We start from the raw sequence: 14,808 nt of genomic DNA, 5'->3' as shown, positions 1-14,808 counted from the left end.
CACCCCCCAGGTCATCGACTTCGACAGGGGGCACACAGCCATACCGGGCCCGGGGGCCAGGCGCCCCATTGCGGGGCCACAGAAAAGGTAACGGGCAGGCGGACATGCTGATGAGAGGGTTCGGCCACTGCCCAGTCCAGCGCAATGCCGGACAGCTCGCGGGCGGCAGGTCTGCATAACGTGGATGCGCGCGGTGCGCCGTGCGGCGCTTTGTTGTATCCCCGACGCAGTCGGGAGGAACTTGGAGGGGTGTTCTTGGGTCGCCTGGCTCACCTGGACGCGAAAGTGCGAGGGGACAACAGCATGCCAGGAAAGCGGTGGCCGCCTGGAGGCGTCCAAGGCTGTGCGCCCCAGACCCGTTCGATACGGCCAAAGCTGGATTGCTTGAAGCCCATTCTCCAGCGGCGTCTACCACCGCCGTCGGAATGACGCCTGTCACCGACACCTCGTCCTGCCCGCCATTGACGCGCGTTGGCAAGGCAACCTTTGGGACGAGGAACGCCACTCAACGAGGGTGGTCAAGGAGATGAGTGGGCGGCCTACGTCGAGCTCGATACGTACAGCGAAGACGTACCACGGGATCGCCTACGGGACGCGAGTCCTACGGCGACGGAGTGTGCTCGTAGTAGTCGCAGGAGTAGCGACCTGCCAAGGGGGACGGGAAGTCCGTCCACAGGGCAAAGGAGCACAGGAGCACAGGACATTGCGGCCGGGAGGTGGCGGACCCTTGGCAGCGCACAGCCGGACCTGAAGCCCACGAGCTACCAGATCGCGCTGACCCCGGCACCGACGTAGCCCTTTACCTCGACAAACTGAACACCACACTGCGACCCCTCGGCGCCACCGCCGAGCACAGCCGTCCTGGTAACGGCAGCGACCAGACCGTAGCTGGAGCTCCACCAGCCCAGGACAACCTCGAACATGCAGGAAACGTCACGCGCCTTCCGGCTCCGCGACGATCAACAAAACGGCGACCGGACTCGCGCAGCAGCTCGGAGGCGGTGAGTTTTCCGGAAGCCGAGCGCAGGGGTGTGCCGGTCAGGAGGCGATCGGCCGCGGTCCGAAGCGCGGCGCGTTCGGCTTCCAGATCCCGGGGGCGTCGTCTGGTCATGCGATCCTCTCCCCGGCGTCAGGGACGCCTTGTATTTGGTGGAGGTCGATGATCCCCGACAGCTGAGCGGCCTGTGCCGCCGCGCGGTCGCGCCGGGGCCTGGGTGCCAGTGGGTCGACAGCGTCGGCCCGATGCCGCTCGCGTCGGCGCTGCACGTCTTCGATGTCGCGATCGGTGTAAGCGAGGTTGACGCACGAGGATCGGCACTCCGCCGCTCAGGAGGCTGCCAGTCCCGGGGTGGCTGGGCTGCTCGTTGACCGCCTCGCCCGCGCCCGCATGACCGGCACACCGAGCAGCGCATACCGTCGTGCGTCCCCTGCGGTCGGCCGTGCGGACACCCGCCTCGTCGTGATCCGCGGCAATTCGGCATCCGGCAAGTCAAGCGTGGCCCAGGGCCTGCGAGATCACTACGGCCGCGGTATCGCGATCGTGGGCCAGGACGTGATCCGCAGGAACGTGCTCAGGGAACACGACACCGCGCGCGGCGCCAACATCGCGCTGCTCGGCAGGATCGCACGCGAAGCCCTGGACGCCGGCTTTCACGTAGTGCTCGATGGGATCCTGTACGCCGACCGCTACAGCCACATGATCACGTCTCTGGTACGGGACCACCGCGGCGTATCCAGCTGTTACTACCTGGACGTACCGCTGGAGAAGACGTTGGTCCGGCACGCGTCGAAGGCGGATGCCGCGTACCTGGAGCAAGTCACCGACAGCCACCTCGCCTCCTGGTACCGCGCGCTGGATCTGCTGGCCGGTGGCCTGGAGACCGTGATCCCGGCCGACAGCACACTGCGCGACACCGTCGCGCGCATCCTGCACGAAACCGATCTGGGCTCTGCTTCTCCATTCCCGTCAGCGCAGTGCGAATCGTCTCGGGGAGACTTGATGAACCCTCTGGTGTTGATGTCCGATCCGCGGGTCGCCGCGATCCCGGTACGCGAGTGCGGGGAGCCGCTCGTCGATGTGCGTGACCACGGCTTCCGTGTCGATCCCAGCAGGCATGATCCGCTGGGCGCTTTCACCCACGTCCGCGAGGGCGTCCTGGCCCGGCTGCAGGACGCCCGCTCGCTCCTGCCCGCCGGCACCGACCTGCTGTTCATCGAGGGCTACCGGCCGCTGGCCCTCCAGCAGCGCTACTTCATCGCGTACCGGAACGAGCTGGCAGCCGCTCATCCCGACTCGGCGGCGGAGCGACTGCACCAGGCCGCTAGCCGGTACGTGTCACCGCCGGAGATCGCGCCCCACTCCGCGGGCGCGGCCGTGGACGTAACCCTCGTCGACCAGGACGGCCACGAACTCGACCTCGGCACCTGCGTCAACGCTACCCCCGAGGAGAGCGACGGGGCCTGTTTCACGCACGCCCCGACCCTCAGCGACCACGCGCGCCACCACCGCACGCTGCTGCTCAACGCCATGCAGGGCGCGGGTTTCACCAACTACGCGACGGAGTTTTGGCACTTCTCGGTAGCGGACCGGTACGACGCGCTGATGCGACAGGAGCCGCACGCACGGTACGGACCGATCGAACTGCCCTAGCCCGCCAAAGCCTCGTCCCCTTCCTCACCACACACGGCGATCCGGCGACACAAGGAGCGCGGCTCCCCCTGGCCCGGTGGCGATCCCAAGACCACAACCCACGGATCGAGTGGAGACACATATGCCTGACAACACCCAACAGGCGAACCCGGCTGTCCCGAGTGCGGCGGCCGGAAACGAACCACGCGAGCACCACATCCACCTGCTCGGGCGGTACTACCGCCAAGTAGAAGCAGGTCGCAAGACGGTCGAAGTGAGGGTGGGCACGCCGAACAAGCGCGCCGTGGCCGCCGGCGACACGGTCGTCTTCCACGACCAGGACACCGGTCGGGAACTTGACGTGATCGTTCAACAGATCACCCTCTACCCCTCCTTCGAAGACCTGCTCACCTCGGAGGAAACCGTGCGCATCGACCCGGACGGGCAGCCCGGCGAGCTCCTCGCCGACCTCCGCAGCATCTACCCGTCGGACAAGGAAGCCCTCGGCGTTCTCGCCCTCACGTTCGACCACCGCCCTGCCAGTCCCGGCCGCCCCATGCCGATGACACCCGAGGAATACGCCCGGACCATCCCCCACCACTCGGTGTACGGCTGCCTCTACATCCGCGACGAGCACGACCGGCCAGTCCAGCTCCGCTCCGTCTACGGCTCAAGACTCTGGCAATTCCCCGGCGGCAACCTGGACGCCCCGGCCGAGGACCCGCTGCAGACCGCCCGGCGCGAGGCGGTCGAGGAGACCGGCGGCGGCCGGGCCCGCCTAGCCTTCCAGTCGTTTCTGCATTTCAGAAGCGGTGGACGTCGTCTACCACCAGCAGACGAAGAACCTGCTGGAAATCTGCGCAGGTGACTGAGTGGGACCGCTCAGCACCACGAATTTCCCGGCACCTTGCCACCCCCGTACAGTCAGGAGGCCGCCTGACCAGCCACCCAGAGCACCTGACACACCATCAGAACGCGCGTCAAATGAGCGTCAAGACACCGCCGTGAGCGTCATTTCAGCGTCAAGATATCGCCCGTAACGCCCACAGTGCACATAACGCACACCACGCGAACCCGCAGGTCAGGAGCCCTTCGCGGCCAGTTCGAGGATCGCGACGCATTCCACGTGATGCGTCATCGAGAAACATTAATCGGCACAGTACGTGATGCTCACCGCGTCGCAAATGAGGGCAACATAGCCGAGAACATCGCCCGGTTAGCCAAACCGGCGCTTCTGCAGACGATTGTTGTCCACCGTTTGCCCAGAGCACCACTGCGGATCAGTTCCATCAGAAGGGACTCACCGCTTCTGTGCATGCAGAACCCCACGGTTCTCCACCTGCGGGACGCCTCGCTTGTCGCCGAACGCCTTCCGCAGTATCCCTTTGGTGCTCCATACCTCCCGGCGATCCACCGCCCTTGCCCACCGAACCGATAGCAGACTACAAGACCGTCAGACGCACACGAGGAATGAGGACGGTGCCCCTTTCCTCCGAGATGACAGCCGGTCGTCTCTCCTGGCCAATGCCTGGTATTCGACGCGCGACCTCGCCGCCTGCCTGCGTGTAAACACCTCGACTCTGCGACGCTGGCGCACCGCTCGGCCACCCCAGGGTCCGCCGTTCGTCTCCGTTTCGGAACGCGTCATCATGTACAGCGCGGTCGACGTTGAGGAATGGCTGCGTCGCCACCGGACCGTCCCGCGCCGAGACGCATGATGGCCGAGAAAGCCATCGTGCCGGTCGGTGTCCGACTCACCACCGACATCGAGTACCGGCCTGATCGCCCAAACCCGTACCGCGCGCGAGTCCGCTGGTTCGACCCCGCTACGAAGCGGCGTCTGTCCCTGTCGGAGGGGAAGGCGGACGAGGACGAAGCGCAGGAGTGGCTCCAGTCCATCATCGAAGCGGCTGAAGCAGGGCTGTCCCCGTCGCTCGCCACCATGAAACTCGCCGAATACGGCAACGTGAACATGGACCTCGCCCTGCGCGGACTGGAACTGAAAGCACTCGACCCCTACTTGTCAGGTTGGCGGATGCGCGTCGTGCCCGCCCTGGGCCACGTCGCGGTCCGGATGATCACCAACGGCGCTGTCGACCGCACCGTGCAGAACTGGATCGCCGACGAGCTCAGCCGCTCAACGGTCAAGAACACCATCGTCGTCCTGGTCCGCGTCATGGAGCAGGCAGTCCGCGACGGCATCATCAAGGTGAACCCCGCCCGGGTGACCGGCTGGCAGAAGCTCTACAAGCAGGCCGAGGACGAACTCCTCGACCCCCGCGCGCTCGCCCTGCCCGACTGGGAAACTCTCGTCGCACTGGCCGACGCGCTCGTGGCCGCCTCCCACGACGAGTACCGCGGCTGGGGAGATGTGGTCATCTTCGCCGCGTGCACCGCCGCACGGATCGGCGAGATCTCCGGCTGCCGCGTCGGAGACATCGACACCACCCAGTGGATCTGGACCGTGCGACGTCAGACCACACCCGCGCCCGGCGGGCTGACCGACAAGGGCACCAAGGGCAAGCGGGCCCGCAAGGTTCCCATCGTCGAGGAGATCCGCCCCCTCGTCGCCCAGCGCATCCTGTCCGCCGGCCGCAATCCGGACGCCCGCCTGTTCACGGGCCCGCGCGGCGGACGTATCTCCACCGCCGTCCTGCGCGACGCCACACACTGGGACGACGTGGTCACCAAGCTCGGCTACGAGCATCTGCGCCGCCACGACCTCCGACACACCGGACTGACCTGGTTCGCCGACGCCGGGGTCCAAGTACACGTCCTCCGCAGGATCGCCGGCCACGGTTCACTGACCACCACCCAACGCTACCTTCACCCAGACGTCCACAAGATCACGGCTGCCGGGGCGGCGCTCTCTGCCCACTTCACCGCGCTGCGCGCACCACGCTCACTACCGAGCCCGATCGTCATGACCCGTTGACCCGGTCAAGGGCGCCGGACCCCAACTGGTCCCCAACTGGTCCCCAATAATGATCAAGGGCCGGTTTCGGATTGCTCCGAAACCGGCCCTGACCTCGACTCTTGCAAGTCGGGACGACAGGATTTGAACCTGCGACCCCTTGACCCCCAGTCAAGTGCGCTACCAAGCTGCGCCACGTCCCGCTGCCCGTCTGACCTGGGGTTTCCCCCTGGCTGAACGCGCATGAGAACAATACCGCACTTCAACCGGTGGTCACGAACGCCTTTCGCCGCTTGACCTCAACCGCGCTTGATGTTGAACGCTGAGCGGCATGACGAACACGACTGCCGCGCCGGCCTCCGCATACCGGGATCTGCCCCGGCTGATGAGCCTGATGACCGGCGACGAGAAACACGGCCCCGCCGCCACCTCGACCCTGGACGCCCTGTGGGTGCTGTACGACCGGGTACTGCGGGTCACACCGGAGACCGTCGACGCACCGGACCGCGACAGGTTCCTGCTGTCGAAGGGGCACGGGCCGATGGCGTACTACGCGGTCCTCGCCGCGCACGGGTTCTTCGACGAGGAGCTGCTGGCGGGTTTCGGATCGTACGAGTCGCCGCTCGGCCACCATCCCGACCGGCTGCTGGTGCCCGGCGCCGAGATCGGCAGCGGGTCGCTGGGGCACGGTCTGCCGCTGGCCGTGGGGAGCGTGCTGGGGCTGCGGGCCCAGGGGCTGACTGAGCCGCGGGTATGGGTCCTGACCGGGGACGCCGAGCTGGACGAGGGCAGCAATCATGAGGCGATCGCCTACGCCGGTCCGGCCGGCCTGGAGCAGCTGCACACCGTGGTGATCGACAACGCCTCGGCGACGTACGGACGTCCCGGCGGGATCGCGGAGCGGTTCGCGACCGCGGGCTGGTCGGTCGAGTCCGTGGACGGGCGGGACCACGAAGCGCTGTACGCGGCCTTCACCGCACCGCACCCCGGGCAGCCGCGGGCCGTCGTCGCCCGGGTCGCCCCCAAGCGCTGAGTCAAGTCACGCAACCCGCACCGAACGCCGCGACGGAAGAAGAGGAACACTCCCATGGACACGATGCGTGACCGCTTCATCGCCACCACCACCGACCTGCTCGACGAGGATCCCCGCCTGGCGCTCGTCCTCGCCGAGATCAGCCGCGACGGATTCGGCCGGGCGGAGCGTGACCATCCCGACCGGGTCGTGAACGTCGGCATCCGCGAGCAGCTGCTCGTCGGGGCCGGGGCCGGGATGGCCCTCACCGGGATGCGCCCCATCGTGCACACGTTCGCGAGCTTCCTGGTGGAGCGGCCGTTCGAGCAGGTGAAGCTGGACTTCGGCCACCAGGGGGTCGGCGGGGTGCTGGTGAGCGCCGGGGCCTCGTACGACTGGCCGGCCGGCGGGTTCACGCACATGGCGCCGGGGGACGTAGCCCTCATGGACACCCTGGACGGCTGGACGATTCACGTGCCGGGCCATCCCGACGAGGCCGAGACGCTCCTGCGGGAGGCCGCCGCCGGGGACGGCAGGGTCTACGTACGCCTGTCGCTGCAGTCCAACGACCGGGCGCGCCCCGTCGGCGGGGCGGGCGGGTTCACCACCGTGCGCGAGGGAACGGGCGGGGTGGTGATCGCCGTCGGGCCGATGCTCGACAACGTCCTCACCGCGACGGAGGGGCTCGACGTGACCGTGTTGTACGCGACCACCGTGCGGCCGTTCGACGGCGACGGACTGCGCCGGGCCGTCGGTGCCCGGGCCACCGCCGATGTGGTGATCGTCGAGCCGTACCTGGCGGGCACCTCGACGGGTGCCGCCAACGACGCGCTCAGCGCCCTCCCCCACCGGATCCTGGGGCTCGGTGTGGCCCGCGAGGAGTTGCGGCGGTACGGGCAGATGGACGAGCACCTCGCGGCGCACGGTCTGGACCCGCACGGTCTGCGGGTCCGGATCGGCGGCTTCCTGGGCGGGTGAGGCGACCGCGTCGCGCGCAACAACGGTCAGTGCGCGGCGAGGAGTTCGGCGTACCATGCGAGTGTCTCGTCGACCGTGGCCGCGAGCGGGTTGGGCGTCAGCCCGTACGCCTTCTCGATGGCCGCGGAGTCGACGATCTGGGCCTCCGTGTGCTGGTAGAACATCTCGGCGTACTCCGCCATGAACACCTCGTCGAACGGACCGAACGGGCGCGGCTGCGCCACGACGGTCAGATCCAGGGGGCGCCCGACGCGCTCCTCCACCATGGCCAGGATCTGCCGGGTGGTGAGTGCGGGGGCCGTGGGCAGGTGCCAGACACGGCCGTCGCCGTCCGGGTTCTCGCCCAGGGTCGCGAGGCCGACGGCGACATCACCGATGTACGTGTAGCTGTGCGGCAGGTCTATGTCGCCGAACGCCGGGACCTCTCCCCCGGTCAGCGCGGCCGGGAAGACCGCCCCGCCCAGGGTGGAGCTCAGGACCCCCGGCCCGACGAAGTCGGCCGACCGGCCCAGCACGACGGGCAGCCGGCCGTCGGCGTGGGCGGCGAGGTAGCGGGCGTCCAGCTCCGCACGCATCCTGCCCTTCCGGGTGGTCGCGTTCCACGGGGTGTCCTCGGTCATCACCGCACCGTGGGTCTCACCGTACGGATAGAGCGTGTCGAGGACGACGAAGCGAGCGCCCACCGCTTCGGCGGCAGCCAGTACGGCCCGCTGGATGCGCGGCATCGCCTCGACCTGGAGGTGATAGCCGACGTTTACGCAGTGGTACACGACGGCCGCCCCCTCGACGGCCGCGCGGGCCCCCTCGGCGGTCGACACATCGGCGGCGAACCGGTCGGCGCCCGCCGGGGCGGCCCCCTCGCCCCGGCGGTCGACGAGCCGCACGGGGTGGTTGCGCCGGGCCAGTTCGGCGGCGAGCGCGGTGCCGGCGGGGCCGGCGCCGAGAACCACGTGGAGGTCATGCGTTGCGGTCATGGAGTGCTCCCTGAGTTGCGTACCGGAGAAGCGCTACCGCCCCTCACTTTTGTTAGAGACAGTAACTCTCGCTACGAGTCATCGCAACCCTGACTGTTAGACTCCATAACTGAAGTGAGCTTGCCTAGCGAAAGGGGCCGGGAATGACCGAGTCGCAGCAGGGTCCACGGGCCCGGTACCGGGAGCAGACCCGGGCGGAGATCAAGGAGGCGGCGCTGCGACAGCTCGCCGACGGAGGCGTGGCCGCGCTCGCGCTCACCCGGATCGCGAAGGACATGGGCCTGTCGGGCCCGGCGCTCTACCGCTATTTCGCGGGCCGCGACGATCTGCTGAACGCCCTGATCAGGGACGCCTACGACGATGCCGCGACGGCGATCGGTGTGGCAGCGGCCGGCTCCGGGGCCGCCGCTCACGGCCCGCGTGCGCGACTGCACGCGCTGGCGGCCGCCTATCGGGTCTGGGCGATCGGCGAACCGCACCGGTATCTGCTGATCCAGGGCTCGCCGGTGCCGGGGTACGTGGCTCCCGCCGACACGCTGGAGCGCGCCCGTGCCGTGCTCGGACCGTTCCTGCCGGTGTTCGCGGGCGGAGTCCCGGGCGCGGGGGTGGCTCCGGTGGTGGCGCAGATGGACGCCTGGCTGACGGCCGACACCGCCGTGGGTGACTGGGTCGCCGAGTACGCCGTCGAAGCCGCCGGCGACCCGGCGGCCTCGGCCCGGGCGCTGGCCGGCGCGTTGCTCGCGTGGGCGCAGTTGCACGGTGCTGTGGGCCTGGAGGCCGCGGGTCAGTTCGCGGGGATGGGCCACGAGGGCGGGGCCCTGCTCGTCGCGCAGACCGACATGCTCGCGGACGCGTTCGCGCTGGCGTGAGCTCCTCCGGCGCAACGCCGGACGCCGGACGGGCCTGAAGGGCCGGTCCGGCGTCCGAGTGCGGTGCGGGTGTCAGGAGTGGATGAGGACCTGCGAGAGGGCGACGCGGCCCGTGCCGGTGGTCACGATCTTCACCATGCGGGTCCGGCTGTCCAGGTCGATCACGGTGGGGCGGAGCGCCTTGCCGCTGACGTGGACGGTGCCGTCGTCCGTCACGATGTCGAAGTCGCCCGTGGCGGAGCCGGAGTTGTTCCAGACCTCCACCTGACGGATGTGCCGGACGCTGCCGAGGTCCACCTGCCACCAGGCGCCCGCTTCGGAGAGCGTGCGGGTGTCCGTGTTGGTGTCGGCGTCCAGCGCGAGTTCCGCCGTCGCCGTTTCCTCGGTGGAGGACTGGGTGGCCGTGCCGGTGCGCGCGAGGTCGGTGCGCAGCTGCTCGACCGGGCCGCCACGGGCACCCGCCCCGGCGGCGACTGCGAGCGCTTCGGCGGGCAGCCGGTCAAGGCCGGTGAGGTTGTCCGTCATGACGGAGCCACGGCCGCCGAGCGCGGGTGCGGCGGTGTCGGTCCAGTTGTTCCGCGCGGTGTTCTCGATGCCGTAACCCGCCCAGTTGGAGACCCACTTGTAGCCGATGCGGGTGATGACGTTCTTCTCGACGGTGATGTGCGAGGACTGCTCGTCGAGATAGATGCCGTTGCCGTCGCGCTCGGTGTTGCCGTAGGCGGAGCGGTTGATGTAGTTGCCGCTCAGGACGGTGCCGGGCTGCGAGCCCTGGGTGTAGATGGCGCCGCCGTCGTGCTGCTGCTGCGCCACCTCCATGACGTGGGTGATGCGGTTGTTCGTCACCTTGTTGTCGCGCAGCACGGACTTCTGCGCCTCGGTCTGGTTCCAGCCCCAGCCGACGGAGATCCCGGAGTACGGGAGGTGGTCCAGGCTGTTGTGGTCGACGGTCAGCTCGGCCTCGTAACCGGCCCAGATGCCCACCGCGTCGGTGTACTCGACGCCGGTGCGGCTGATGGTGTTGTACGCGACGGTGTTGCGCTCTCCGGTGAGTTCGGCCCCGGGCATCGGCTCGGTGTCGCCGACGTACACCGCGCCCGAGGACAGGTCGGTGAAGGAGGAGCGGGTCACGGAGCTGTCCTTCGTGCCGGCTTCCAGGACCGCACCGGCCCCGCCGAGATGGGTGAACCGGGTGTTGTCGATACTCACCCCCCGGCCGCCGCGGACGGTGACCGCGGCGGTCGGCTTGGTGTAGAAGCGGCCCGCGTGGTCGACGGGGCCGGTGGCTCCGGTCAGGGTGAGACCGGCCTGCATGCCCGCGTAGCCCTCGTCGGTGTCGGGCTGGCGGTACGCCGCGTACGCGAAGCCGATCCCGCTGACGGTGACGTCGTGGGCACCGTCGACGACGAGCAGCTGTTCGGTGTGCGGAGTGACGGCCTGCGCGTGGCGCATGTTCTCGCCCTTGCGCGGCAGGTAGGTGACCGTGCGGTCCGTCGAGTTCCAGACGAACTCACCCGGCTGGTCGAGCAGTTCGGGAGCGTTCTCGAAGAAGGCGACACCGCTGTAGCGGCCCGAGTCGACGGTGGTGGAGTCCCAGGACGGTCCGGTGCGGTCCGTGCCGCTCGCCGAGTTGGTCCAGCAGGGCTGGGCGAAGGTCATGAGGTCGCCGCTGACGCCCGCGATCCGGCAGTGGTAGTTGCGCCAGCGGACCCGGATGACGGCCTCGGCGTCCGTGGGGCGCTGCCACTGGTCGATTCCGGTGGCGGTGGCGCCCGTCATGCCGGTTTTGGTCGCGTCGCAGGTGGCGGCCGCGCAGGCCTCCCCGCGGGCGCGGGTTGCGCGGTTGCCGTCGACGAAGAGCTGGCGCGGGGTGACGCCGGCGGGGACGTCGGCGCTCCAGGTGCCGTCGGTGTTCTGCCGCCAGCCCGTGATGTCCTGCCCGCCGGACAGGACGGGATGGGCGCCGGGAGCCGCGGCCCAGGAGACGCCGGAGTCGGCGGCGCCGAGCTTCAGGGGTGCGTCGAGCCGGTACGTACCGTCCTTGAGGAGTACGCGGACCTCGCGTCCTGTCACCGTGCGGGCCAGGTCGCGGGCCGCTTGCGGGGTGCAGGGGCGGGCGACGGTGCAGGAGGTGCCGTGGCCGTCCGGGGCCGCGTACAGGGTGCGGGCGCCGGGTGCGGCCTGGGCGGTAGGGGCGGCGAGGAGTGCGGCCATGAAGACCGCGGTGGCGGTGGCGGCGGTTCGTCTGACGACGTTCATGGGGCGGTTCACGCAGAAGCCTTCCAGTCGGGGTGGCCGGGCATGGGAGGGTTGACGGCTCCGAAGAGCCAGTCGCGCAGGAACGGATCGACGGACCTGTCGCCGGTGACGTCGACGGCGTGCCGGATGAAGTCCTCGCTGGTGTAGGTGGAGTCCTTGAAGCGCTTCACCCACTCGCGCATCACCTTGTCGAAGGACGGCCGGCCGATCTGCAGGCTCAGGGCGTACAGGACGAGTGCGCCGCCGTCGTAGATGTTCGTGCCGCCGAGCGCCTTGGGCAGTCCGGGAGGGCCGTCGGCGGCGCGGACCGCGTCGAGCTTCTCGTACGTCGACTTCATCTTGTCGGCGAAGACGGACCAGCCGCGCTCCTCGCCGTACAGGCCGGCGTAGTACACCGCGGGGCCTTCGTTGAGCCAGGCCTGCTGCCAGTCGTTCGGGGTGACGGAGTCGCCGAACCACTGGTGGACGAGCTCGTGGACCATGGTGGTCTCGTAGCCGGGCTGTCCGTTGGCGTTGAGTTTGAACCAGTTGGTGGAGAAGAGGGAGAGGGTCTGGTTCTCCAGGGCGTCGGTGTAGCCGTCGTAGACGTGGAGTCCGTAGACGGAGAACGGGTAGCGCCCGAACTTCGCCTCCAGCCAGGCGAGATGGTCGGGGGTACGGGCCACGATCGGGCCGTACTTGTCCTCCTGGCCCTGCGGAACGATGTGCCGCAGCGGCAGACCGCGGTGGCTGCTGCCGTACAGGTAGGTGCCCTTGACCACGGCGATCCCGATGAGTTCGGTGGCCATGCGCTCGCGGAGGGCGAAGTGCCAGACGGTGGAGCCGTCGGCGCGGGGGGTCTTGTGGGTGAGTTCGCCGTTGGCGGTGGCGACGAAGCCCTCGGGGGCGCTGATGTGGAAGGTCCACGTCGCCTTGTCGGACGGGGTGTCGTTGCAGGGCAGGAAGGTGTCGGCGCGCGAGGACTGGGCGGCCGAGGCGAAGCCGCCGTCGGTCCCGAACTTCCAGCCGGTGAGGCCGAGTCGGGACGCCTTGCCGTTGCCCCGGTAGTGGATCTCGGTGGTGAACGCCTGCCCGTCGTGAAGCGGGCGGGCGGGGGTGACGGTCAGTTCCTGGCCGCTCTTGCCGGGCGTGAGCGCCCAGGTGGCGGGGCGGCCGGCGACGGTGACGGCGTCGATGGTGTGGCCGTCGGTGTCGAGGTTGAAGGCGGAGAGGTCCTGGGTGGCCTTGGCGTTGATCTTCACGGTCGCGGTGAAGTCGTACGTCACCGGGGTGAAGTCGAAGGTCAGGTCGTAGTGGACGACCTGGTAGCCGCCGTTGCCGAGCGTAGGGAAGAGCGGGTCGCCGACGCCGTCCGCGCCGGGCCGCGGGTCGAACCCGTGCGGCTGCGCGAAGGCGGACGAGCCGAGGGCGGGGACCGCGACGGTCGCGACGACCGCCGCCCCGCCGAGTGCGAGGACCGAGCGTCGTGTCGTCACTTCTTGCCCTTCTGGAAGGCTTCCTCGAACTCGCCGCGGGCCTGCTCGCCACCCTTGGCCAGGTAGTCCTTGACAAGCTGGTCGTAGGCCGACAGGGGCTTGCGGCCGGCGATGATGTCCTTGAGGGCGTCGCCCTTCAGCGTGCCGAGGCTGCCGGAGCCCTTGGAGTCCCAGGTGGGCGAGGAGTACTGAAGCGTCGGGTCCGGCACCATCATCGGGATCATCTTGGTGAACGTGTCGTGCACGTGCCGCACGCCCTGCTCGGAGTCGGCGCTGAAGATCGCGGGGACCGCGGACGCCGCGAACTTCCAGGGCACGGTGACATCCTGGGTTCCCTGCTTGGTGAGCGCCGGATTGCCCTCGGCATCACGGGTGAAGTCCTTCCCCTCGACTCCGTAGTTGATGAGGGTGTACTCCAGGCTGCCGAACGGCGAGGCGGCGAAATCAGCGAACGCCAGGATCTCCTTGATGCGGCCGGCGGACGCCTGGCTGACGTGGGTGTTCTGCAGCGCGACATTGTCCATCCACGCCACGGCGTCCTTGCCGACCGGTACGAACGGGCGCGGGTCGTACTTCTTGTCGATCGCCTTCATCGCAGCGACGTAACCGACCCCGGGCGCGAGATAGGTGGGCATCCCGTCGTAGACGTAGGCGCCCTTGCCGTTCTTGAACATGTCCGTGTACTGGGCCTTCTGCGCCCCGGACATCTGAAGAGTCCCCGGGTAGTAACAGCCGGCCTTGTACAGCAGCCGGGCCGTCTCCACCGCCTTGCGGTACTCCGGGGTCTCCAGGTCAGCGGTGAACTTGCCGGTCTTCTCGTCGAGTCGCCAGAAACTCGGCGCGCCCGCGGACATGGCGAGCATGCTGGTGGCGCCCGCGATGATCGCGTACTGATCCTTCTTGGGCCGGGTGAGTTCCTTGCAGACCTCGACGAACCGGTCGAGGTCGGTGATCTGGTCGAGGCTCGTGACGCCGACCTCTTCGAACAGGTCGTGGCGGTAGACGCCTGCCCCGCCGGTGCCGGTCCTGGCGATCGGGATGCCGTACAGCTTCCCGCCGAAGATCGCGCCTTGCCAGGCGGCCTTCGGGATCGCGGCCAGGTTCGGGTAGTCCTTGACCTTGCCTCCCGCGAGATACGGGGTCAGGTCGGCGCACTTGGCCTGCAGGAACCCGGACTTGTTGTCGACGCCTCCGCTCTCCGGGTACATGAAGAGGTCGGGAAGGCTGTCGCTCGCCACCATGGTGGAGAACTTGGTGCCGTAGTCGTCGGCCGGTACGGCCGTGATGTCGACCTGTCCGCCGAGGAGCTTCTCGATCTCCTGCCAGGCGGTGTTCTTGCCCCGCGAGGGCGGCGGCGGGGAGAAGGTCTCCATCGTCGCGCTGATCGGCTTCGCGCCCTTGAGCGGCGTGCCCTTCGTGGCCCTCAGCGGCTTGACCGGATAGCTGAAGAAGCCCTGCGGGACACCGGCGGCCGTGCCCGCCAGGTCGGGCTTGAGGCCGATGTTGCGGACCGCGGTGTCCGGGAGCAGCGAGGCGCTCTTGGCCTCCGCCTTCGCGGTCGTACCGCCGTCGCCGCAGGCGGCGAGCAGCGGGGCGGCAGCCAGTCCCAGACCGACGCCCGCACCCATGCGGAACAGTGCTCTGCGATTGATGGGGGTGGAGCTCGACACCTGAATCTCCTTGGAGGTGGGAGAGCGG

At 68.9% G+C, this 14,808-nt stretch carries 11 protein-coding genes and 1 tRNA gene; 7 read left to right on the top strand and 5 right to left on the bottom strand.

The window, feature by feature from the left end:
• Positions 1-1,387 precede the first annotated feature (1,387 nt).
• The 4 genes from ACIBJG_RS22435 to xerC all read left to right on the top strand — a co-directional run bounded on the left by ACIBJG_RS22435 (position 1,388) and on the right by xerC (position 5,564).
• Complete coding sequence (locus ACIBJG_RS22435) at positions 1,388-2,650, top strand: M15 family metallopeptidase (RefSeq protein ID WP_399309747.1); 1,263 nt, start codon at positions 1,388-1,390, stop codon at positions 2,648-2,650.
• A 121-nt stretch (positions 2,651-2,771) separates the two neighbouring features.
• Complete coding sequence (locus tag ACIBJG_RS22430; protein WP_399309745.1) at positions 2,772-3,497, top strand: NUDIX domain-containing protein; 726 nt, start codon at positions 2,772-2,774, stop codon at positions 3,495-3,497.
• 520 nt (positions 3,498-4,017) lie between these two features.
• Positions 4,018-4,347, top strand: coding sequence for a helix-turn-helix transcriptional regulator (locus ACIBJG_RS22425; protein ID WP_399309765.1), 330 nt, complete (start codon positions 4,018-4,020; stop codon positions 4,345-4,347).
• Positions 4,347-5,564: a tyrosine recombinase XerC gene (gene xerC, locus ACIBJG_RS22420; RefSeq protein ID WP_399309743.1), complete on the top strand. Its 1,218-nt coding sequence runs from the start codon at positions 4,347-4,349 to the stop codon at positions 5,562-5,564. Before ACIBJG_RS22425 ends, xerC begins: the two co-directional genes overlap by 1 nt.
• 108 nt (positions 5,565-5,672) lie before the next feature.
• On the opposite strand, the gene ACIBJG_RS22415 is transcribed toward xerC, so the two are convergent.
• A tRNA-Pro gene (locus ACIBJG_RS22415) sits at positions 5,673-5,746 on the bottom strand.
• A 128-nt stretch (positions 5,747-5,874) separates the two neighbouring features.
• On the opposite strand from ACIBJG_RS22415, the gene ACIBJG_RS22410 reads away from it, so the two are divergent.
• The gene (locus ACIBJG_RS22410; protein WP_399309742.1) at positions 5,875-6,576 is read left to right on the top strand and encodes a transketolase; all 702 of its coding nucleotides are present in this window, start codon (positions 5,875-5,877) and stop codon (positions 6,574-6,576) included.
• A gap of 54 nt (positions 6,577-6,630) precedes the next feature.
• Positions 6,631-7,533 carry a transketolase family protein gene (locus ACIBJG_RS22405; RefSeq protein WP_399309740.1) on the top strand — a complete coding sequence of 301 codons (903 nt, stop codon included), beginning with the start codon at positions 6,631-6,633 and terminating at the stop codon, positions 7,531-7,533.
• A 26-nt stretch (positions 7,534-7,559) separates the two neighbouring features.
• On the opposite strand, the gene ACIBJG_RS22400 is transcribed toward ACIBJG_RS22405, so the two are convergent.
• Positions 7,560-8,507, bottom strand: a complete 948-nt coding sequence (locus ACIBJG_RS22400; protein ID WP_399309738.1) for an NAD-dependent epimerase/dehydratase family protein — start codon at positions 8,505-8,507, stop codon at positions 7,560-7,562.
• 143 nt (positions 8,508-8,650) lie between these two features.
• Here ACIBJG_RS22400 and ACIBJG_RS22395 point away from each other — a divergent pair, with 143 nt between their 5' ends.
• Positions 8,651-9,376: a TetR/AcrR family transcriptional regulator gene (locus tag ACIBJG_RS22395; protein WP_399309736.1), complete on the top strand. Its 726-nt coding sequence runs from the start codon at positions 8,651-8,653 to the stop codon at positions 9,374-9,376.
• A gap of 72 nt (positions 9,377-9,448) precedes the next feature.
• Here ACIBJG_RS22395 and ACIBJG_RS22390 read toward each other — a convergent pair whose 3' ends face one another.
• From ACIBJG_RS22390 to ACIBJG_RS22380, 3 genes are read right to left on the bottom strand one after another with little or no spacing between them, the layout of a single operon-like run.
• Positions 9,449-11,647: a right-handed parallel beta-helix repeat-containing protein gene (locus ACIBJG_RS22390; protein WP_399309734.1), complete on the bottom strand. Its 2,199-nt coding sequence runs from the start codon at positions 11,645-11,647 to the stop codon at positions 9,449-9,451.
• Positions 11,644-13,110 (bottom strand): M1 family metallopeptidase, encoded by a 1,467-nt coding sequence (locus ACIBJG_RS22385; protein ID WP_399309732.1) that lies wholly within the window; start codon positions 13,108-13,110, stop codon positions 11,644-11,646. The genes ACIBJG_RS22390 and ACIBJG_RS22385 overlap by 4 nt, the downstream gene beginning before the upstream one ends.
• The gene (locus tag ACIBJG_RS22380; RefSeq protein ID WP_399309730.1) at positions 13,107-14,780 is read right to left on the bottom strand and encodes a hypothetical protein; all 1,674 of its coding nucleotides are present in this window, start codon (positions 14,778-14,780) and stop codon (positions 13,107-13,109) included. The genes ACIBJG_RS22385 and ACIBJG_RS22380 overlap by 4 nt, the downstream gene beginning before the upstream one ends.
• Positions 14,781-14,808 lie beyond the last annotated feature (28 nt).

The sequence above is a fragment of the Streptomyces sp. NPDC050422 genome, from assembly GCF_044458665.1.
In the GTDB taxonomy this organism is placed as follows: domain Bacteria; phylum Actinomycetota; class Actinomycetes; order Streptomycetales; family Streptomycetaceae; genus Streptomyces.
This window is presented reverse-complemented; position numbering and strand designations above follow the sequence as displayed.